Annotated in this window: 20 protein-coding genes; 13 read left to right on the forward strand and 7 right to left on the reverse strand. The window is 57.9% G+C overall.

Annotated features, from left to right (window positions below; genetic code table 11):
* The first annotated feature begins 17 nt into the window (after window positions 1-17).
* The 3 genes from M2119_RS02240 to M2119_RS02250 are packed head-to-tail and all read left to right on the forward strand — an operon-like array spanning window position 18 to window position 3,005.
* Window positions 18-908, forward strand: a complete 891-nt coding sequence (locus M2119_RS02240) for a 1,4-dihydroxy-2-naphthoyl-CoA synthase (protein ID WP_280803346.1) — start codon at window positions 18-20, stop codon at window positions 906-908.
* Window positions 909-917: 9 nt separating this feature from the next.
* On the forward strand, window positions 918-2,087 hold the full coding sequence (locus M2119_RS02245) for an AMP-binding protein (protein ID WP_280803347.1): 1,170 nt from the start codon (window positions 918-920) through the stop codon (window positions 2,085-2,087).
* Window positions 2,088-2,096: 9 nt separating this feature from the next.
* Complete coding sequence (locus M2119_RS02250) at window positions 2,097-3,005, forward strand: 1,4-dihydroxy-2-naphthoate polyprenyltransferase (RefSeq protein WP_280803348.1); 909 nt, start codon at window positions 2,097-2,099, stop codon at window positions 3,003-3,005.
* Here M2119_RS02250 and M2119_RS02255 read toward each other — a convergent pair.
* Window positions 2,976-3,266, reverse strand: coding sequence for a DUF4229 domain-containing protein (locus tag M2119_RS02255; RefSeq protein WP_280803349.1), 291 nt, complete (start codon window positions 3,264-3,266; stop codon window positions 2,976-2,978). The genes M2119_RS02250 and M2119_RS02255 overlap by 30 nt on opposite strands.
* A gap of 62 nt (window positions 3,267-3,328) precedes the next feature.
* Here M2119_RS02255 and M2119_RS02260 point away from each other — a divergent pair, with 62 nt between their 5' ends.
* Together M2119_RS02260 and menD are read left to right on the forward strand one after the other, a co-directional pair.
* The gene (locus tag M2119_RS02260) at window positions 3,329-3,613 is read left to right on the forward strand and encodes a PLDc N-terminal domain-containing protein (protein WP_280803350.1); all 285 of its coding nucleotides are present in this window, start codon (window positions 3,329-3,331) and stop codon (window positions 3,611-3,613) included.
* Entirely contained in the window at window positions 3,606-5,297 is a 1,692-nt protein-coding gene (menD, locus tag M2119_RS02265; protein WP_280803351.1) for a 2-succinyl-5-enolpyruvyl-6-hydroxy-3-cyclohexene-1-carboxylic-acid synthase, read from the forward strand. The genes M2119_RS02260 and menD overlap by 8 nt, the downstream gene beginning before the upstream one ends.
* On the opposite strand, the gene M2119_RS02270 is transcribed toward menD, so the two are convergent.
* Window positions 5,294-6,568 (reverse strand): isochorismate synthase, encoded by a 1,275-nt coding sequence (locus M2119_RS02270; RefSeq protein WP_280803352.1) that lies wholly within the window; start codon window positions 6,566-6,568, stop codon window positions 5,294-5,296. The two genes, menD and M2119_RS02270, sit on opposite strands and share 4 nt — an antisense overlap.
* A gap of 36 nt (window positions 6,569-6,604) precedes the next feature.
* Between M2119_RS02270 and ubiE the strand changes: the two genes are divergently transcribed.
* From ubiE to M2119_RS02290, 4 genes are read left to right on the forward strand one after another with little or no spacing between them, the layout of a single operon-like run.
* Window positions 6,605-7,312: a bifunctional demethylmenaquinone methyltransferase/2-methoxy-6-polyprenyl-1,4-benzoquinol methylase UbiE gene (gene ubiE / locus M2119_RS02275; RefSeq protein ID WP_280803353.1), complete on the forward strand. Its 708-nt coding sequence runs from the start codon at window positions 6,605-6,607 to the stop codon at window positions 7,310-7,312.
* Window positions 7,313-7,331: 19 nt separating this feature from the next.
* Window positions 7,332-8,393 carry a polyprenyl synthetase family protein gene (locus tag M2119_RS02280; protein WP_280803354.1) on the forward strand — a complete coding sequence of 354 codons (1,062 nt, stop codon included), beginning with the start codon at window positions 7,332-7,334 and terminating at the stop codon, window positions 8,391-8,393.
* A 4-nt stretch (window positions 8,394-8,397) separates the two neighbouring features.
* On the forward strand, window positions 8,398-8,757 hold the full coding sequence (locus M2119_RS02285) for a sterol carrier family protein (protein WP_280803355.1): 360 nt from the start codon (window positions 8,398-8,400) through the stop codon (window positions 8,755-8,757).
* 1 nt (window position 8,758) lies between these two features.
* On the forward strand, window positions 8,759-9,061 hold the full coding sequence (locus M2119_RS02290) for a hypothetical protein (protein ID WP_280803356.1): 303 nt from the start codon (window positions 8,759-8,761) through the stop codon (window positions 9,059-9,061).
* 6 nt (window positions 9,062-9,067) lie between these two features.
* On the opposite strand, the gene purF is transcribed toward M2119_RS02290, so the two are convergent.
* On the reverse strand, window positions 9,068-10,525 hold the full coding sequence (purF, locus tag M2119_RS02295) for an amidophosphoribosyltransferase (RefSeq protein WP_280803357.1): 1,458 nt from the start codon (window positions 10,523-10,525) through the stop codon (window positions 9,068-9,070).
* Window positions 10,526-10,621: 96 nt separating this feature from the next.
* On the opposite strand from purF, the gene purM reads away from it, so the two are divergent.
* Both purM and M2119_RS02305 read left to right on the forward strand, forming a co-directional pair.
* Window positions 10,622-11,728 carry a phosphoribosylformylglycinamidine cyclo-ligase gene (gene purM, locus M2119_RS02300; RefSeq protein WP_280803358.1) on the forward strand — a complete coding sequence of 369 codons (1,107 nt, stop codon included), beginning with the start codon at window positions 10,622-10,624 and terminating at the stop codon, window positions 11,726-11,728.
* Window positions 11,729-11,739: 11 nt separating this feature from the next.
* Window positions 11,740-12,498 carry a sulfite exporter TauE/SafE family protein gene (locus M2119_RS02305; protein ID WP_280803359.1) on the forward strand — a complete coding sequence of 253 codons (759 nt, stop codon included), beginning with the start codon at window positions 11,740-11,742 and terminating at the stop codon, window positions 12,496-12,498.
* Here M2119_RS02305 and M2119_RS02310 read toward each other — a convergent pair.
* From M2119_RS02310 to M2119_RS02325, 4 genes are all read right to left on the reverse strand, one after another.
* The gene (locus M2119_RS02310) at window positions 12,495-12,686 is read right to left on the reverse strand and encodes a DUF3073 domain-containing protein (RefSeq protein ID WP_280803360.1); all 192 of its coding nucleotides are present in this window, start codon (window positions 12,684-12,686) and stop codon (window positions 12,495-12,497) included. The genes M2119_RS02305 and M2119_RS02310 overlap by 4 nt on opposite strands.
* Window positions 12,687-12,777: 91 nt before the next feature.
* Window positions 12,778-13,158, reverse strand: a complete 381-nt coding sequence (locus tag M2119_RS02315) for a fluoride efflux transporter FluC (protein WP_280803361.1) — start codon at window positions 13,156-13,158, stop codon at window positions 12,778-12,780.
* Window positions 13,155-13,556 carry a fluoride efflux transporter FluC gene (locus tag M2119_RS02320; RefSeq protein ID WP_280803362.1) on the reverse strand — a complete coding sequence of 134 codons (402 nt, stop codon included), beginning with the start codon at window positions 13,554-13,556 and terminating at the stop codon, window positions 13,155-13,157. Before M2119_RS02320 ends, M2119_RS02315 begins: the two co-directional genes overlap by 4 nt.
* A gap of 9 nt (window positions 13,557-13,565) precedes the next feature.
* On the reverse strand, window positions 13,566-15,626 hold the full coding sequence (locus M2119_RS02325; RefSeq protein ID WP_432418495.1) for an APC family permease: 2,061 nt from the start codon (window positions 15,624-15,626) through the stop codon (window positions 13,566-13,568).
* Between the two features lie 101 nt (window positions 15,627-15,727).
* Here M2119_RS02325 and M2119_RS02330 point away from each other — a divergent pair, with 101 nt between their 5' ends.
* On the forward strand, window positions 15,728-18,925 hold the full coding sequence (locus M2119_RS02330; RefSeq protein ID WP_280803363.1) for an efflux RND transporter permease subunit: 3,198 nt from the start codon (window positions 15,728-15,730) through the stop codon (window positions 18,923-18,925).
* A 13-nt stretch (window positions 18,926-18,938) separates the two neighbouring features.
* Window positions 18,939-19,862: a DMT family transporter gene (locus M2119_RS02335; protein WP_280803364.1), complete on the forward strand. Its 924-nt coding sequence runs from the start codon at window positions 18,939-18,941 to the stop codon at window positions 19,860-19,862.
* The last annotated feature ends 74 nt before the right edge of the window (window positions 19,863-19,936 follow it).

The following is a 19,936-nucleotide window of genomic DNA, read 5'->3' on the forward strand; positions in this document are numbered from 1 at the left end:
TTGCGTAGGCTGGAGGCATGGCATCTGCGGTTTCTGAGATTTTTGACCCCACCGAGTGGGTTGTCGCACCCGGTTCTGAAGGGTTCACCGACATTACCTACCACCTCGATGTCATGGGGCAAGTGGCACGCATCGCCTTCAACCGCCCCGAGGTGCGCAACGCATTCCGCCCTCAGACGGTTGACGAGCTCTACCGAGCTCTGGACGATGCACGCCAGAACCCCCGGGTGGGTGTGGTCTTGATCACCGGCAATGGCCCAAGCCCCAAGGATGGCGGCTGGGCTTTCTGCTCCGGTGGAGACCAGCGCATCCGTGGCAAAGCAGGGTACGAATACGCCGATGGCACCACGGGCACCGGCCGACTGCACATCCTCGAGGTGCAGCGCTTGATTCGCACGATGCCCAAGGTGGTGATTGCTGTTGTTCCCGGCTGGGCCGCAGGTGGCGGTCACTCGCTGCACGTGGTCTGCGACCTCAGTATCGCCAGCCGTGAACATGCACACTTCAAGCAGACCGACGCTGATGTGGGATCTTTTGATGCCGGTTATGGCAGCGCCTTCTTTGCTCGCCAGGTGGGACAGAAGATTGCCCGCGAAGTGTTCTTCCTCGCAGAGGAATACAGTGCACAGCGCGCCTACGAAATGGGTGCGGTGAACAAGGTTGTCGACCATGCTGATCTGGAAACCGAAGCACTGGCTTGGGCTCGCACCATCCTGACCAAGTCTCCTACTGCTATTCGCATGCTGAAGTTCGCCTTCAACGCTGTGGACGACGGCATCATGGGCCAGCAGGTGTTTGCAGGCGAAGCAACCCGTCTGGCCTATGGCACGGACGAAGCAGCAGAGGGTCGAGATTCTTTCTTGCAAAAGCGCGAACCTGACTGGTCTCCCTACCCCTGGCACTTCTAGGCCCTGCCCGTGAACTCTGTTCTCGTCTGTGATGCTGCAGCACCGCTCCAGGTGTTTGAAGCACTGTGGAATGCCCTGACAGCTGAGGGCCCTGCTGTGTTGGTGCGTGATGCCCGAGCGACCAGACTTGTGGGCGCCGGAGAAGCTGAGATCACCGAAGTTCCAGTAGGAACTGCACTCGTGATTCAAACCTCGGGCTCTACCGGGACTCCCAAATCAGTCGCACTCTCTGCAGCAGCACTCCGGGCCAGTGCTGCTCAGGCACATGAACGACTGGGGGGCCCAGGTCAATGGCTGCTCGCCCTGCCACTGACCTACATCGCCGGGATGTCAGTTCTCGTCCGCTCTATCGATGCCGACCAGGGACCTGTTCTCATGCCGTCTGGGCCCTTCGATGCCAGGACCTTCGTGAAGAGCGCAGCAGAACTCACCGCGGAGCGTCGCTACACCGCCCTCGTGCCCGTGCAGCTCTCCCGTGTGATTGAGTTGGCGGAAGAAGACCCTGAAGCAACAGAAGTTATCCGACGCTTCAACGGCATCCTCATTGGTGGCCAGGCCCTCGAGGCAGACCTGCGTTCTCGGGCACACGACCTGGGCTTCACTGTCTTCGAAACGTATGGTTCCAGCGAGACGGCTGGGGGCTGCGTCTATAACGGAGTGCCACTGGCTGGTGTGGAAGTAGAGATTGATGAGTCAGGCGAGATCCTGATCTCAGGACCTCAGCTCGCCACCGGATACCTCCTGGACGACCAGCGCACTGCTGACACATTCCAAAACAAGAATGGAAAGATCTGGTATCACACGGGAGACGCGGGCGTCCTCGATAACGGCGTGCTGACCGTACTGGGCCGTCGCGACCGGGTCATTATTTCCGGCGGATTGAAAGTAGATCTCGACGCGGTGGAAGCCTCAGTTCGGCGTATTTCCGACTGTTTCGGGGCTTTAGTAATACATATTCCAGATTCGGAATGGGGTGTGAGGCCAGCTGTTGTCGTGCCCGGGGAGTTCTCCAGTGAACAGCAAGATGCACTTCGTGGGGAGGTCTACGACACCATCGTGGCTGAACTTGGACGTGTGGCGGCACCTAAAACGGTGTGCTTTATGTCTGAGATTCCTCGCCTGAGTTCAGGCAAGCCAGACCTGGTTGCACTGGCTGACTACGCAGCTGGTCAGAAGTAGGCTCGCTCTATGAGTAAGTCCACTTCTCCTCGTAGCGCTGCCGCGAACAACGCCACTGCACGTGACTGGATTGACGGCGCACGTCTGCGCACACTGCCCTTGGCTTTTGCTCCTGTGGCCATCGGGTCTGGAGCTGCAGCTGTCTCGGATCAGTTCAATGCCCCGATTGCGGTGCTGTGTTTGCTTGTTGCTCTGGCTTTGCAAATTGGGGTCAACTACTCCAACGATTATTCGGACGGGATTCGGGGAACCGATGATTTCCGGGTGGGACCTGCCCGGCTGACCGGTTCAGGAGCTGCACACCCCAGACGTGTGCTGGCTGTCGCATTTGCCTTCTTTGGCCTTTCTGCGCTGGCAGGCCTGGCGATTGTGGTGCTCACCGGAATGTGGTGGTTCCTGATTGTGGGAGCCGTCGCAATTGTTGCTGCCTGGTACTACACCGGTGGAAAACGTCCCTATGGTTATGCAGGCCTGGGTGAAGTGATGGTGTTCATCTTCTTCGGCTTGGTTGCGACTGTGGGAACAACCTATGTTCAAACCGGGACCTTCAGTCAGGAAAGCCTGCTGGGTGGAATTGGCATCGGCTTGATTGCCTGTGCTGTTCTTGTCGTGAATAACATTCGCGATATTCAGACGGATACTCAGGCCGGTAAGAAGACTCTCGCGGTTCGCATGGGGCGCACACCCTCTGCCGTGCTTTTCGCTCTTTTGATGCTGGTGCCATTTGTGATCGTGATCTATTTGGCCATGTTCTATAGCGTCATGTTTGTCACGCTCTTCGGCCTACTCTTGGCAGTGCCTGCGGTTCTGATTACGTTCACGGCAAAGACCCCGAAGGAATACATCCTCGCGTTGAAGCTGTCCAGCTTCACCGGACTGGTCTATGGCTTAGGCGTTGCCTGGGGTTTCTTTAGCTAGAGAGTTATCGACAGCTTCATCTTCTGCGGCTTCGTCTGCCTGCTGAGTTGAGATGCGTTTGGTCTTGCGATTCTCATAAAGCGACTGCGACAGTGCATTGCGCGTGCGGGCGAAGAAGATGTAGGACACACACAGACCGATGATGGCTGCGAGAAGTGCGGCAAGCCATGGAATCATTCCGAGCAACAGCATGATGACCAGAGGAATGGCGAAAGCGGCCAAACGCATCAGGCTGAACCAGATCCAGGTTGATTTCTTCACCCTTCAAGTCTAAGTGCGCAGAGCTGGGACCATTCAGCTGGCCAACCTAGACTGGAAGCATTATGACCCGCTTCGCCATCGTTGGAATTGCACTGCTCATCGCACTGACTGTGTTTGCGTTGGTCGATGCCATCCTCATCGATCGCTTTCGGGTCAGAGGTGTGCCTAAGGGCGTCTGGGTTTTCCTGATTCTGATTCTTCCGGGTATCGGCGCAATTCTCTGGCTGCTGGTCGGCCGAGGACGCAAGGGAACCGGGGGCAAAGGTCGACGAGGCGTGGCGCCAGATGACGATCCAGACTTTTTACGAGGCCTGAATTTCCCTCCACCGGGAGATAACAATGGCTGAACCAGCACCCGCCTCCGTTTTTGCAGGCGAGTTTTTGGTTTCCCTGGTCGAACGTGGTGTTCGACACATTGTTTTGTCACCGGGTGCCCGCTCTCAAGCACTGGCCCTTGCAGCAGCAGAACTCGAACGCCGCGGTGATGTTCAACTTCACGTCCGTATTGATGAACGTGTTGCCGGGTTCGTTGCACTCGGATTAGCCGTCGAGTCAAAGACTCCCGCCGTCGTGATCACAACTTCTGGTTCAGCCGTGGCGAATCTGCACCCCGCAGTGCTGGAAGCTCACCATGCTGGTGTTCCCATGATTGTGGTGACGGCGGATCGTCCAGAAGAACTGCGCGAAATTGGCAGCAATCAAACTACTCACCAACACGACATTTTTGGACCTGCTGTTCGGCTGAGTATCGACGAGCCCGCTCCGGCTCCGGGCGCGACTGCTCTTCGACGGGCTGAAGAGTTATCGGCTCAGGCCTGGAGAGCGGCGACAGACTTTTATGCACCAGGCCCTGTTCACATCAACGTTGGTTTCAGGGAACCGCTGTCCAGCACTCTTCCTCTTCGTGCGGTGCAGCAGAAAACCTCTGATGTACAGGCTCATGAACCTGCCATTGAACTTGTGCTGGAGCGCGGTCCACGAACTCTGGTGATTGCCGGTGCAGACGCTGGTCCACGGGCTGAAGAGGTCGCCCACGAAGGTGGCTGGCCGCTTATCGCAGAGATCACGAGTGGATCCCGCTACGGCCGCAATCTCGTTGCTGCCTATCGCGCGGTGCTGACGGACACAGAACTGACTTCGGGCATTGAGCGCATTGTGGTGTTTGGGCATCCCACCCTGAGCCGAGAGATTCCCGCCCTCATCGGTGATGTGGCCAGCGGCATTCAAACCATCGTTGTGCGGGGCCAGGCCCCAGAGGGCTACAACCCCGGGCACAACGTCAGTGCGTTCGTCAACGAGGTGACGGTCGAACCGGGTGAAACCGAAAGGGCATGGCTCGGTCAGTGGATTACTGCCGGACGCACACATGCAGCCGTCCAAGAGTCTGAATATCTTGATGCTGCCCTGGCCACCGCTCCGAACGTGTCAGCGTCACGCTCCGAAAGCATGGAAGACAAGAAAGCATTCCTTGCTGCAGAGCTCGCGGCAGCACGGGTTCCGTTGAACAGGCAGCTTCTGGTCGACGCCGTCTGGCGAGCAACGTGGCCCCACGACCGCCTCGTCTTTGCTGCGTCCAGGCTGATTCGTGTGGCAGACAAAGTTGTTGCTGGGAAGAAGATAACCGTTCACGCCAACCGCGGTTTGGCCGGGATTGATGGAAACATTGCGACGGGAATCGGTATAGCCCTCGCCGCAGAAAACGCCTTGACCCGTGTGGTCGTGGGCGATCTAGCCGCACTGCATGATGCCGGCTCTCTGCTGTTCGGCACTCAGGAACATCGTCCTCGAGTCCAGGTGATTGTGGGTAACGATTGCGGCGGAACAATCTTTGATTCACTCGAGGTGGGTCAGAGTGCCTCTGCAGAAAACATGGACCGTGCTTTTCTTACGCCCCAGTCCGTTGACTTTGAATCGCTCGCTCGGGCCTATGGCTGGAGCTATGTCTCGGTCACCACCGTAAGCGAACTGGAGCGGGCATTAACGGCTGCGGGGGAAGGCCCAGAGCTCGTTGAAGTGAAGCTCGAACGCTAGCTCAAGGCGTCAATGATGGGACGGAACTTCATTTCCGTCTCAATCAATTCCGTTTCTGGAATGGAATCAGAAACTATTCCACATCCGGCATATGCCGTGACGGTTGCGCCGGACAGCTGGGCGCAGCGCAGTGCGATGGCCCATTCGCCATCGCCGTCTGCGCCGATCCAGCCCACGGGGCCGGCATAGCGACCTCGGTCAAATGGCTCCAACGCATCAATGACCTCCACCGCTGTCACGGTCGGAGTTCCGGCGACGGCTGCAGTGGGGTGCAGGGCAGCTACCAGGTCCAGCGCCGTCGATCCCGAGGCCAAAGTGCCGACGATGTCGGTCGCGAGGTGCCAGAGGTTCGGCAGCTTGAGAGTAAAGGGAGCTTCACTCACGGTGAGCTGCTCGGCATAGGGGGTGAGGGCGTTGACGACCGAGCGAGTGGCAAAGCCATGCTCGTCGAGATCCTTATGGCTCGAAGCCAACTCTGCGGCATTGCTCACATCGGTTGCGGTGTCACTGCCGCGTCGAGCAGTACCCGCCAGCACGCGTGCGGAGACCTTGCGGTCATGCACGCTCACCAGGGTCTCTGGGCTAGAGCCAAAGAGTCCATCCACGCTAAATGTCCAGCAGTCGGGGTAACTTTCAGCCAAGCGACGGATGGGTCCACGAAGATCTTTGGTCCCGGCCAGCGTGCCCTCGAGTTCACGTGCGAGAACAACCTTTTCCAGTTCACCCGAGCGAATGCGTTCGATGGCCTTGTTCACTGCGGCGGTAAAACCTGATTCAGATTGTGCACCGGGAGTGAGGTGGACGGATGGCTCTGCAGCAAGAGAGCTTGAAAACTTCATCTGTTCCGTCAGCAGAGCGAGTGCTGTGGCAGTGGTCAGCACGTCCCCGTCGACATCTGCAAAGCGGATGCGAGTGACCCAGTTCGTTCCTGCACGCTGTCCCACGATGAGTTGAGGAATAAGAAGCACACTCTCCACCGCAGAAGTGGAACGAAATGCGAAGGTGCCAAATGCGATGAGGCCACTGCCAGCGGTGTTGACGTGGTCAGTAACCTGAGCTTCCTCGGCGATGTGATGCCATGCCGTCCCCGCATCTGCGATGCGGGTCTTGCCGGAGAAGCTGAGTTTTTCCAGAATGCCCAGACCGACCATGCCATCGTTACGACGGCGCCACAGCAGGGGAGCCTGTGCAGAGAGAACATCAAGGAGCTCGGGGGCATCGGGCACGAGCACCGATTCGACCACGAGGCCTCGAGAAGCAGACTGACTCACCCGAGACAGCCTACGCCTGAGCCGTAGACTTCTCTTGTGACTACAGCTGATCTCTCTAAGAAGCCCGAAGCCGTTTCGGCCATGTTCGATGACGTTGCTGCCGGCTACGACGTCACGAACAACCTGCTCTCGGCAGGTAATGCCCTGTTGTGGCGTATTGCGACCACGCGCGCGGTCAATCCCCAGCCAGATGAGCGGGTTCTTGACCTTGCAGCTGGCACAGGTACGAGCTCTGTCGCCTTGTCTAAGACAGGTGCTCACGTTGTGGCTGCTGATTTCTCGCCGGGAATGATCGAAGTGGGGCGTCAGAAGCACGGCAGCAATCCCCTCATTGAATTCGTGCAGGCAGATGCTACGCAGCTCCCTTTTGAGGACAACAGCTTCAATGCAGTCACCATGTCTTTCGGTCTTCGGAATGTTGTGGAGCCCACAAAGGCTCTTGCGGAGCTCTACCGGGTGACTAAACCGGGTGGTCGCATCGTGATCTGTGAATTTTCCACCCCACCGGCTGCCCCTATTCGTGCCGGCTATAACTTCTACCTGCGCAAGGTCATGCCGATGGTGGCGAAAGTCTCCAGCTCGAACACGGAGGCGTACACCTATCTCGCAGACTCGATCGAAGACTGGCCCAACCAGAGCACCCTGGCGTCGTGGATTCGGGAAGCCGGCTTCACGAACGTGGCCTACCGCAACCTCACCGCGGGCGTTGTCGCTCTTCACCGGGGACTGAAGCCTGTCTCTTGAGTGAGACTAGGCTGAACGAGTGAACACCAGCGTGAGTGCACCAGCGGGGATCAAGGGACAACTGTCTCTTCGTCAACGCCTGTTTGCCTCGCCTGAAACCAAGCACCTTGCCGACACCATCGATGCGGGCGTTGCCACTATCGAAGAGGGTCTCAGCCAAGAGTTGCATTTTGCTGATGCGCTCGCTGATGTGTCTGCCCGCTATCTCTTCGGTGCGGGTGGTAAGCGCGTGCGCCCCATGCTGACTTTGCTCACTGCCCAGTTGGGTGAAGGCACAACACCGAAAGTGATTACTGCTGCGCAGGCGTTAGAAATTACCCACCTTGCTTCGCTGTATCACGATGACGTCATGGACGAAGCTCCCCTTCGCCGCGGTGTTCCCAGCACCCACGAGGTCTGGGGTAACTCCGTTGCCATCTTGACCGGTGACCTGCTCTTCTCTCGCGCCAGTACCCTGATGACCCGCCTGGGTGAACGGGCCATGCAATTACAGTCGGAAACTTTTGAACGCCTGTGCCTCGGACAACTGCACGAAACCGTCGGCCCGCGACCTGACGAAGACCCGGTGGCCCACTACATCCAGGTGCTTGCGGACAAGACTGGCTCTCTGATTTCTACAGCAGCCCGCTGCGGCATCATCTACTCCGGTGCACCTGAAGAATACGAACAGCCCATGGTCGAATTCGGAGACAAGATCGGTGTGGCCTTCCAGCTCGCTGACGATGTGCTCGATCTCTCCCCCGAATCTACTGCCACTGGCAAGCAGGCCGGAACAGACCTGCGTGCCGGTGTACCCACCTTGCCCACGCTTCTGCTGGAACAGCAGGCTGCCTCGGACCCCGCAGCTGCCGCTTTGCTGGCCCGCATTCGTGATGATGCGGGGGATGATTCTCCAGAAGCAGACGCGGATCTGCAGCTCGCCATCGCTGAACTTTATGCACACCCCGTGACGCAGGCCACGCGCCAGGAAGCTCGTCGATGGGCATCCGAAGCTGTGGCAGCCCTTGCTCCGCTTCCAGCCGGTGCGGTGAAGCAAGCACTGTCTGCCTTCGCTGAGCACGTCGTTTCGCGTACTGCCTAGGGCCATGGCTAAGCCACGCGTTGATCCCACCGAGGGTCATCTTGCCGTTACTGCTGTCCTGGCAGGGTCCGCAGAGCGCACAGATATTGCCGCCGCCGTGAGGTATCTGCTGCAACGGGTTACGGATGTTGCCCCCGGCCACACCGTGGAACTGCGCGTTCCCCCCTTCGGAGCTGTCCAGTGCGTGGAAGGACCCGAACACACGCGGGGAACCCCGCCCAATGTGGTGGAGATGAATTCTGTTACCTGGATTGCACTTGCGACGGGCTCACAGAGCTGGGCGCACGCCTACGACTCCGGCAAGATCAGTGCGTCGGGTGTACGCAGCGACCTCAGCGGACTACTGCCACTGGCAGAATGGTGACATGAGCGAAAAAGAAACCGTCAGCACCGAGAAGGTAGTTGTTCGTCGATCACCGAAATTCTTGGCGTTCATGTTCGCCGGCATCATTCTGGGAATTATTGCCGCACTCATCCTGACTTTCTCGCTGCCGAACGAGAGTGAGTTCACTCTCACTCAGATCTTTGGTTTCCTGCTGCTCATCACAGGAACCGTGGGCGGCACGTTGGGGCTGATCTTTGCACTCATCGTGGATCGCTATTACTCGCGCCACGTTTCCCAGGCAACAGCGGAGAAGTTCGAAGTCACCACAGATCCTGCTGACTAAGCGGGTTTAGCTCAGCTGGTTACGCTCGACCCAGTCCAGGTATTCGGGAGTGATCGTTCCGGTGACGTACTCGCCGGTGAAGCAGCTCACGTCGAGGCCGGTCAGGTTGGAGCCTTCCATGATGGCTGCTTCCATATCTGCGACCTCTTGGTAGATGAGGTGGTCTGCACCCAGCTCCGCAGCAATCTCAGGGATCTTGCGGCCGTGGGCAATGAGTTCCTGACGTGACGGCATGTTGATGCCGTAGACGTGGGGGTAACGGACAGGGGGTGCTGCCGAGGTGAAGGTCACCTTGTTTGCTCCGGCTGCACGGGCCATTTCGACGATTTCTCGGGAGGTGGTTCCCCGCACGATGGAATCATCCACGATCAGAACGTTCTTGCCCTTGAATTCTGCCGACATGGCGTTGAGCTTCTGGCGGACCGAGCGCTTGCGCTGAGCCTGTCCAGGCATGATGAAGGTGCGACCAACGTAACGGTTCTTGAAGAAGCCTTCGCGGTATTCCACACCCAGCTTGCGAGCCACCTGCATGGCCGAGGGGCGGGAAGAGTCTGGAATGGGCATGACCACGTCGATGTCACCCAGAGGTGCATATTGTGCGACGGTTGCAGCGAGGCGGTCCCCCATGCGTAGACGGGTTTCGTAGACGGAAATACCGTTCATCACCGAGTCGGGACGGGCGAGGTAGACGTACTCGAACGAACAGGGACGCAGGATGGGATTTTCTGCGCACTGACGCGCGTGCAGCTCACCGTCCGCGGTGATAAAGATTGCTTCGCCGGGTTCGACGTCGCGGACGATCTCGTAACCACCACTTTCCAGCACGAGGGATTCTGAGGCAACGACGTAGTCGGTTCTGCCATTGTCCATGTCCCGCTTGCCCAAGATGAGCGGGCGAATACCGAAGGGATCCCGGAAGGCGAGGAGGCCATGGCCGGCAATCAGTGCAATAGAGGCATAGGAGCCTTCGACGCGCTTGTGCAGGTTCTCAATGGCGGTGAACACGTGCTCCGGCCCCAGTTCCGTGCCCGAAACGGTGCTCTGCAGTTCGGTGGCCAAGACGTTGAGGAGAAGTTCGGTGTCACTGGAGGTATTGACGTGACGGCGATCAATGCGGAACAGGTCATTGGTGAGTTCACGCGTATTGGTGAGGTTTCCATTGTGAACCAAGATGATGCCGTAGGGGGCGTTGACATAGAAGGGCTGGGCCTCTTCTTCATTTGCAGCAGCACCTGCGGTGGCGTAACGCACGTGACCGAGCCCAACGTTACCCAGCAGTGAGCGCATGTCACGCGTCCGGAAACCTTCGCGCACTTGACCCTTGGTTTTGTGCATATGCAGGTGTGAACCTTGCGCGGTTGCGATACCGGTGGAGTCCTGGCCGCGGTGCTGAAGCAGCAACAGGGCGTCGTAAATCTGTTGATTGACCGGCTCTGCTGAGACGATTCCGACAATGCCACACATGTGCGGTGGGAACTCCTGAGGTCGTGGTGCGTGAAGGAGCTCTTCTCGAGTTCCTCCTCAAGTCTGGCATAACTTTCCTGAGGATAGACTTGGGGTGTGAGCCACAATTCTTCCTATGCACGTGCGGGTGTTGATACCGCAGCCGGTGACCTTGCGGTCGAGCTCATGAAGGCTTCGGTGAAGGCCACGCATGGCTCCGAAGTCCTCGGCGGAGTCGGCGGATTCGCGGGACTTTTCGACGTCTCGTTCCTCAAAACTTTTGATCGCCCCCTGTTGGCAACCAGCACAGATGGTGTCGGCACCAAGGTTGCCATTGCTCAGGCGCTCGACAAGCACGACACCATTGGCCAGGACCTCGTCGGCATGGTCGTGGACGACATCATTGTTTGCGGTGCTCGCCCCTTGTTCATGACCGACTACATCGCCTGCGGCAAGGTTTACCCCGACCGTATTGCCGCGATTGTGAAGGGCATTGCAGATGCCTGCTCCGCAACCGGCACCGCACTGGTCGGTGGCGAGACAGCTGAGCACCCTGGTTTGCTCGGCGTAGATGACTACGACGTGGCAGGTGCCGCGGTCGGTGTTGTTGAAGCTGCTGATGCTCTGGGTGCCGAGCGCGTGGTCAACGGCGACGTGGTTATCGCGATGGAATCTTCCGGTCTGCACTCCAACGGTTACTCCCTCGTGCGCCACATCCTGGCCGAGAACAAACTTTCCTATGATGCCACGTCTGACGACTTCGGCGGTGTAGTCGGCGAGGTTCTGCTGGAGCCCACCCGCCTCTACACAGGCCCACTCGTTGAGGTTCTTGGCGACCCCGCCCTCGCCGGCAGTATTCACGCTCTCAGTCACGTGACCGGTGGCGGTATCGCAGCCAACTTGGCCCGCGTTCTGCCTGTCGGGTCCTGGGTTGAAGTGGACCGCTCGACCTGGTCTCCCTCAAACGTCTTCCGTGTTCTCACCTCACTTTCGGGTGAAACTCTGGAAAGCACAGAGGGAACCTGGAACCTCGGTATTGGCATGTTTGCTGTGGTGAGCTCGGGTGCCGCTTCCGCGGTCACCCAGAAGCTCACAGAGCTGGGCATCCCGTCCTGGGTTGTCGGTATGGTTTCGACCACGGCGCGCGACTTCACCGGATTCGAACAAGGCGCCAAGGGCGTCAACGGAGGCGCTGTGCGCCTCGTTGGTTCCTACGCAAACTAAGGACTCCTGCTGTGATTCTGGCCCTCCTCATCACCGGGGCCGTGGGTGGATTCTTATCTGGCTTCTTCGGAGTTGGTGGCGGAATCATCATGGTTCCTTTGCTCATGATGTGGGCAAAGTTTGATCAGCGCCGCGCCTCGGCGACCAGCCTGGCAGCTATCGTTCCCACGTCCATCGTGGGTGCCCTCACCTATGCTTCCCAACATCAGGTGGATTGGCTCGTTGCGGCCATCGTTGCCGTCGGAGCCATTATTGGTGCACCTTTGGGTTCACGCCTATTGCGCATTCTTCCCATCAAGTTGGTGACGTGGATTTTTGTCACGCTCATGGTGGTGGAGGCAGTGCGCTTGCTTTTTGTCGGAGACACATCCCATGACCGCATCCCCATGAACGCGCTCGCCATTATGGGCTTGATCGGCCTGGGCATCATCATGGGAATTGCATCCGGCATGCTGGGTATTGGCGGCGGCGTGATTGCTGTCCCAGTATTTATGTCTGCATTTGGTCTGAGCCCGCTGCTGGCGAAGGGAACATCGCTCCTCGCGATGATTCCGACCGCCATTGCGGGAACCATCCCCAACTTCCGGGCACACATTGTGAGTTTGCGCGACGGCGCGATTGTGGGAGTTGCGGCTGTGGCCGCATCGTTTGGCGGCGTCGCAGTGGCGTTCCTGTTGCCTGCTGATGTGTCGGCTCAGCTCTTTGGGGGGCTGCTGCTCATCGTTGCGATCCACACGGCGTATCGCACCATTAAAACAAAAAAGAATTAGGCGGAAGCCGCTTCTTCGGTTTCGTCGTCCTCATCGGGGTAAAGGTCTGCCCACTTGTCGATGAGCTCGTCGTTCTCAGAAACGTGACCGATCTCTTTTTCGAGTGCAGAGAGGTCAGTGTTTGGGCTGAAGTACTTCAGCTCGCGCGCAACTTTGGTGTGCTTCGCTTTTTGACGGCCACGCCCCATGCGAGACCCCTTACCTTGCTAACCGGGAATAATTCACCGGATGACCAATGGGAAAAATCTAAGGGTGAGTCTACCACGCGCAGCCCCGTCATTAACTGACAGGACCACCGGCGAGAAGGTATCCGGCGCCCACGGCCAGCAGGCCGAGCGCCGTCGAGCCCACGATGTTGAGTCCGGCAATGAGCCACAGACCTGCTCGCAGTCGTTCAATTGACTCCACGGCGAAGGTGCTCATGGTGGTGAAACCACCGCAAAATCCCACGGCGAGAACAAAGCTGACGTCCTCGCTCAGTACCGAGTTTGCAGCAAGTGCGGCCGTCATTCCGATGAGGAAAGATCCCACGACGTTGACCAGCAAGATGGCCAAGGGGAAGCCCGTGGTCTGAGTGGGGAGTATGCGGGTGACTGCTACACGCAGACCAGCACCGAGACCGCCGGCCAGAATCGCGAAAAGAAACGGCACGATATTCATCGAGTGGCCGCCTTCCGCTTGTTCTTGAGGGCAAAGGGCTGTGCTACCCAGAAGCCAAGAAGGGCAGCAAACATGCTCGTTCCGATAGAGAGGGCGAGGAAGCCTGCTGTGGCCCACATGTTTTGAATAAACAAACCTTGCAGCATGACGCCCGAGAAGGTGGTGAAGGCACCAAGTACACCGGGGCCCATAAAGATCTTCACCCAGTGGGGTGTGGATTTCCGGGTCCAGAGACCTGCGACTAAGAATGCGAGCAGGAATGAACCCACCGCGTTAACCGCCATGATGCTGACCAGCGAGAGTGAAAAGAAAATCAAGCTGAGGACAACATCCAGCACAATACGCAGCGCCGTTCCCACGGCGCCACCCAGAATGACAGGAACAATGTCCTTCTTCACGACGGAGATTTAGCTTTCGTCTTCGGCGGTCTTGCGCTTAGCAGGCGTAATCGGCTTGCGCGCAGTGGGCCGCACGGGCTCACCACGACGTGACTGACCAGGAACGGGACGCGAACGACGGCCATAGATCATGTCGGAGGAGTCGAGAAGCCACGGCACCAGGGCAATGGCCACGCCATGCTCCATCATCAGCTTGAGCTTGAGACGACGTGCCTTGTGGTTGTGCAGCGCATGCTCCCACCAGTGGCCCACGATGTATTGGGGCAGGTAGACGGTCACAATCTCGGAACCGTGCTGGGCACGGTGATCACGAATGTGCTGAATCAAGGGCCAGCTCAGGTCGCGGTAGGGCGAGCTAATAATGCGAAGTGGCAAGTGAATGTTTTGACGGATCCAGTCGAGTTCCAGCTTGGCGGTGCTGACTTCGTTGATCGAGACGTGCACAGCTTCCACCGAGTCGTGACGAGCAGCGATGGCGTAGTCGATGGCCTTGAGAATGGGCTTTTGCATCTTGCCCACCAGCACAATGGCGTGGTCTCCCTTTGCCCCGAAGGTCGTGACGGCGTCCACGGCGACTTCGGCTTCGACGTCACGATAGTAGCGGTTCACACCCAGCATCAGCACGTAGAGAATAGGCATCGCGAGGAACACAATCCACGCGCCGTGGGTGAACTTCGTAATAGTCACGATGACGAGAACAGTTGCCGTGAAGGTTGCCCCGGTGATGTTGATCACTCGAGACCAGCGAATGTTTTTGGCGTTGTCAGGTTTGGTCTTGAGTAGTTTCGTCCAATGCACGACCATGCCTGTTTGACCCAGGGTGAAGGAGACGAAAACGCCGATGATGTAGAGCTGAATGAGTTGAGTAAGGTCTGCCTGGAAGACGGCCAAGATCACGATGGCGGCGAGACCGAGGGCAATCACACCGTTTGAATAAATAAGGCGGTCACCGCGGGTTTCTAGTGCCTTGGGGGCGTAACCATCGTGGGCGAGAACAGAACCTAGCAAAGGGAAACCGTTGAAGGCGGTGTTTGCAGCCAGGAGGAGTACCAGTGCGGTGCCGGCCTGGATGGCATAGAAAAGAATCGTGTTATTGCCGAATGTTGCGGCAGCAATCTGCGCTATCAATGACCGTTGCGGAACGGTTTCACAGTTCGCATAGCCAATGAGATGACAGGCATCTTCGGCATAGTGCACTCCGGAGATAAACGCCATGGTGATGAGACCAGCAAACAATGTGATGGCAATGACACCCATGACCACGAGGGTGGTCTGCGCATTCTTGATCTTGGGAACACGGAAAGCAGGAACACCGTTGGCGATTGCTTCCACACCGGTGAGTGCAGCACACCCGCTCGCGAAGGAGCGCAGCAACAGCAGAATGAGTGCGGCCTGCGCAATGCTCTCGCCTTCGACCATGTACTGGGCAGATTCAGCGATGGGCGCATCGCCCATCAGGGTGCGAGTGATACCCACCACGATCATGATGAAGACGCTGGCGACAAAGAAGTAAGTCGGGATGGCGAAAGCCTTGCCCGATTCGCGCACACCGCGCAGGTTGATGGCCGCCAAGATCACGACGAAAGCGATGGCAAGTATGACGCGCTCGGGGGCCAGTTCGGGGATCGCCGAAATGATGTTGTCTACACCGGAGGCAACAGATACCGCCACGGTCATGACGTAGTCAACGAGGAGCGCTGAGGCAACAACTACACCGGATTTTTCACCCAGGTTCTTGTGGGCTACTTCGTAGTCACCGCCGCCAGAAGGGTATGCCTTGATCAGTTGGCGGTAGCTGGCAATGACCACAATCATGAGCAAGATCACGCATGCGGCAATCCAGGGGGCAAAGCTGAGGAAAGCCAAACCACCGATGAGCAGAATCATGAGGAGTTCTTGCGGTGCATATGCCACTGACGAGAGGGGGTCACTCGCGAAAATGGGAAGAGCGATGCGCTTCTTGAGTAGTTCGCCTTCGAGCATTGCGGTGGGCAGGGGGTCCCCGATAATCCAGCGCTTGGGCGACTTGGATTCTGGGACGGAACCGGTATCAGTGTTGTCAGGACTCACGAACAGCCACTTTACGCCGATTCCCCTCACAGAGAACTCACATCTTGAGAATGTAAGGAACTGCCAGACTGAACTTTGTGTTTATCTTGACTAAAGCCAGTATGAAAAACCGCGCCCTTATTGCGCTGGTGACCATTGTTGTAGCCGTCTTTGGAGGGCTCGCACTCACAAGCTTGAAGCAAGAACTCGCGCCCAGCGTCCAGTTCCCCCAGCTCGCTGTGCTCACTGTGTATCCCGGTGCAGCACCCGAGGTCGTGAATCAGGACATCTCGCTGCCGATTGAAACGGCAATCCAGGGTGTTCCGGGCATCGAAAACACGACTGCCACCTCGAGTACCAACCTCAGCCTGATCTCGGTGTCCTTCACCTATGGCACCGACCTCATCATTTCTGAGCAGAAGATTAACCAGGCAATCAACCGCATAAAGTCGCAGTTGCCGAGTGACGTCGAACCACAGGTGATCTCTGGAAGTTTCAGTGACTTCCCGGTGATGCAGATTGCGGTCTCGAGCGACCTCCCCACGTTGGAGCTAGCGGACCTCCTCCGCGCATCCACCCTGGCTGAAATCAAAGATGTTGAGGGCGTACGTGACGCGGCCCTCGTTGGTGCGCCAGAAAAGCGCGTGACAATTCAGCCCAACCAGACCGAATTGATGATGCAGGGGCTGACCTCCGCGTCCATCAAGGACACGTTGGATGCTAACGGCCTGCTCATCCCTGCCGGTGAAATTACCGAGAACGACCAGACTCTCTCTGTCCAGATTGGTGGCAGGATCACCTCGGTCGACGAGATTGCCGCGTTGCCCATCGTGGGCGCCAAGGGACCCGGTGTCGTCACTATCGGTGACGTCTCCACCGTCTCACTCACCGATGCCCCCGTCACCACCATCTCCCGCGTTAACGGAGAGCCAGCACTGACCATTGCCGTGACCAAGCTTCCTGACGCCAACACTGTTGATGTGTCCAAGGCTGTCAGCGCAATCCTGCCTGATCTTGAAAAGAGCCTCGGAAACAACGCCAAGTTCACGACCGTCTTTGACCAGGCTCCTTACATTCAGCAGTCGATTGAGTCCCTCACCACGGAAGGTCTGCTGGGTCTGCTCTTTGCCGTAGTTGTCATCCTCATCTTCTTGATGTCGATTCGCTCCACCCTGGTGACCGCGATCTCCATTCCGACCTCGGTACTGATTACCTTCATCGGTTTGCAAGCAGCGAACTACACTCTCAACATCCTGACCCTGGGCGCCTTGACCATTGCCATTGGTCGTGTGGTGGATGACTCGATCGTTGTCATCGAGAACATCAAGCGCCACCTCGTGCCCGGCGCAGACCGCGAGAAGGTCATTCTCACTGCGGTCAAGGAAGTTGCAGGAGCTATTACCGCTTCCACCGCAACGACCGTTGCCGTGTTCTTACCCCTGGCCTTTGTGGGAGATATCACCGGCGAACTGTTCCGTCCCTTCGCGTTGACGATCACCATCGCTCTTGTTGCGTCGTTGCTGGTGTCGCTCACTATCGTCCCCGTGCTGGCCTATTGGTTCCTGCGGGCACCTTCAGGTACCGGTAAGCGCGCTGAAAAGGCGAAGGCCGCGCAGCTCGCTGGTGAAGAGAAGGCTGGCTGGCTCCAAAAGGGCTACCTGCCCATCATCACCTGGACACTCAAGCACAGCGTGACCACCATCCTCCTGTCTATCCTGATTCTGGTGGGCACCGGAGCAATCCTGCCGTTGATGAAGACAAACTTCCTCGGTTCTTCGGGTCAGAACACCTTCACCGTCACCGAAGCCATCAAGCCAGGCACCAGCTTGGAAGCACAGGATGCTTTGGCAACCGATGTCGAAGGTGCCTTGCTGGATACCGAGGGCGTCGAAATCGTTCAGGTCTCCATTGGTTCTTCCGGTAACGCCCTGCGTGACGCCTTCGTGGGTGGTGGCGATACCGCGATCACTTACTCCGTCACCACTATTGAAGGCGGAGACCAAATCAAGATCCAGGAAGATGCACGCATCGCTGTGGAGAAGGTTGCGGACCCTGACACCATCACCATCGGTACACAAAGTGGTTTCGGAGCATCGAGCGATATCGCTATTGAGATCACCGCGCCGAACCAGGAAGCACTCGACGCAGCTGCTGCTGAGGTAGACAAGTCCATGCGGGCCCTGCCAGAAGTCAAGCAGGTCACCAGCAACCTCACCCAAGCACGTCCCTACATCGCCGTCACCGTCAACCGTGACGACGCTGCGGCTGCTGGCTTCTCTGAAGTCGCGCTCGCCGGCTTTGTGGCTCAGTCCATGCGACCTACCACTATCGGCACTGTCGTGATCGAGGGCACAACCCTTGATATCTACATCGCTTCGGAAGATCCCCCTGCAACTGTTGCTGAGCTGGAAGCTCTGCAGGTTCCCACCGCTGCAGGTCCTGTTGCGTTGGACACTCTTGCAGATGTCTCGGTCAAGGATGGTCCTGCTACCGTGACCACCGTCAAGGGTCAGCGCAGCGCAACGGTTACCGTAACTCCCAACAGTGAAGATCTGGGAACAGCAACAGCAGCAATCCAGAAAGAACTGGACACGATCACCCTTCCTGCCGGCGCATCCGCACAGATTGGTGGCGTGAGTGCTGACCAGGCAGCTGCGTTTAGCTCGCTCGGTATTGCACTGTTGGTTGCCATCCTTGTGGTCTACATCATCATGGTGGCGACCTTCGGTTCGCTTCTGCAGCCCCTGCTTTTGTTGGTCTCGGTCCCCTTCGCGGCCACCGGTGCTATTGGCCTCCAGGTCATCACCGGCGTCCCGCTGGGTGTTCCCTCCTTCATTGGTCTGTTGATGCTGGTCGGTATCGTCGTGACGAATGCCATCGTGCTGGTCGACCTGGTCAACCAGTATCGAAAGCAAGGGCTCCCGGTTAAGGAAGCGCTCGTCGAAGGTGCAACCCGTCGTCTGCGCCCCATCTTGATGACCGCATTGGCCACTATTTTCGCGCTGATCCCCATGGCTGTGGGTATCACAGGTTCCGGCGGATTTATCTCCCAGCCGCTGGCTATTGTGGTGATTGGTGGTCTGATTTCGTCGACCGCCCTGACCTTGGTCGTGCTCCCTGTGCTCTACAACCTTGTGGAGGGTGGACGCGAGAAGCGCAAGGCCAAGCGTGCCGAGAAGAAGGCTGCCAAGAAGGCTGATCAACCCGACGCTGCTGCCGCCACAGCACCTGTTTCAAAAGAGCCTGTCTTCGAAACTCTTGTTGTTGAAGATGACGGTGACGACGACAGTCCGATCCGTCGCCGCACTCCCAACGCCTAGCTAGGCTGAGGGGATGAAGACATCCCGCCTCGCATTGTGGTCACTGGTTTCAGTGGCCGCAATGTGGGGCGTTGCCTTTGTCGTGATGAAGCCGGCAATTGAGCAACAGCCCTTCTTTGACTTCCTCGCCATTCGGTTCACGATTGCTGCGGCAATCATGCTGGTGATTAAGCCCAAAGTCGTCCTGGCACTGCGCGGCAAGATGCTTGCCGTGGGTGCTGTTCTGGGCGCTGTCTTAGGTCTTGCCTATATCGCCCAGACCATTGCCTTGGAGATGACGACAGCAGCGATTACGGGTTTCCTCACCGGAACCTATGTGGTGCTCACCCCGGTCCTGGGCTGGATTATTTTCCGCCGCAAAGTCGGGTTCAAGGTGGCCATTGGCGCCGTCCTGGCACTAATTGGTTTGGGGCTGATCTCGATCACCGGCGTCAGCATTGAGGTCGGCCAGATCTGGGGCATTGTGTGTGCGGTGTTGTATGCCCTCCACATTGTGGGGCTCGGACGGTATAGCTCTGGCCTGGATTCTTATGCACTGACGTTCGTGCAATTGGTGGCCGTGGCCGTCGTGTGCTGGATCGGTGCATTACCCGATGGCTACCAGGGCCCACCTACCTGGGACGTCTGGATGGCTGTTCTCTTTACCGCCATCTTCGCCACCGTCATCGGCTTCTTTGTGCAGACCTGGGCCCAGGCTCAGATGGAGCCTGCCCGGGTCGCCATCATTCTGACCCTCGAGGTTGTCTTCACCGCGGTTGTTTCAGTTGGAGTGGGTCAAGAAATCTTGGCCCTGAAGACCATTATTGGCGGCGTATTCATGATCGCCGCCATGGTGATTGTGGAGTGGCCTACTCGAGGTAAAAAGGAACACATTGCAGGCACCCCAGGATCAGGAGACGACGAAGATATCGTCCCCTTGGAGCCCCTGGCCCACTAACCAACCTTCGAGTTTTGGTTGAACCCTAGTAATTAACCACAACCTGCTCTATAGTCAAGAGGTCGGCTCTTGAC

This window comes from Aurantimicrobium minutum, from assembly GCF_029894165.1.
GTDB classification, from domain to species: domain Bacteria; phylum Actinomycetota; class Actinomycetes; order Actinomycetales; family Microbacteriaceae; genus Aurantimicrobium; species Aurantimicrobium minutum_A.

Coding starts and splice junctions, on each gene's coding strand:
- M2119_RS02240 (WP_280803346.1), top strand. CDS start 18: ATGGCATCTGCGGTTTCTGAGATTTTTGACCCCACCGAGTGGGTTGTC.
- M2119_RS02250 (WP_280803348.1), top strand. CDS start 2,097: ATGAGTAAGTCCACTTCTCCTCGTAGCGCTGCCGCGAACAACGCCACT.
- M2119_RS02260 (WP_280803350.1), top strand. CDS start 3,329: ATGACCCGCTTCGCCATCGTTGGAATTGCACTGCTCATCGCACTGACT.
- menD (WP_280803351.1), top strand. CDS start 3,606: ATGGCTGAACCAGCACCCGCCTCCGTTTTTGCAGGCGAGTTTTTGGTT.
- M2119_RS02285 (WP_280803355.1), top strand. CDS start 8,398: ATGGCTAAGCCACGCGTTGATCCCACCGAGGGTCATCTTGCCGTTACT.
- M2119_RS02290 (WP_280803356.1), top strand. CDS start 8,759: ATGAGCGAAAAAGAAACCGTCAGCACCGAGAAGGTAGTTGTTCGTCGA.
- purF (WP_280803357.1), bottom strand. CDS start 10,525: ATGTGTGGCATTGTCGGAATCGTCTCAGCAGAGCCGGTCAATCAACAG.
- M2119_RS02310 (WP_280803360.1), bottom strand. CDS start 12,686: ATGGGGCGTGGCCGTCAAAAAGCGAAGCACACCAAAGTTGCGCGCGAG.
- M2119_RS02315 (WP_280803361.1), bottom strand. CDS start 13,158: ATGAATATCGTGCCGTTTCTTTTCGCGATTCTGGCCGGCGGTCTCGGT.
- M2119_RS02330 (WP_280803363.1), top strand. CDS start 15,728: ATGAAAAACCGCGCCCTTATTGCGCTGGTGACCATTGTTGTAGCCGTC.
- M2119_RS02335 (WP_280803364.1), top strand. CDS start 18,939: ATGAAGACATCCCGCCTCGCATTGTGGTCACTGGTTTCAGTGGCCGCA.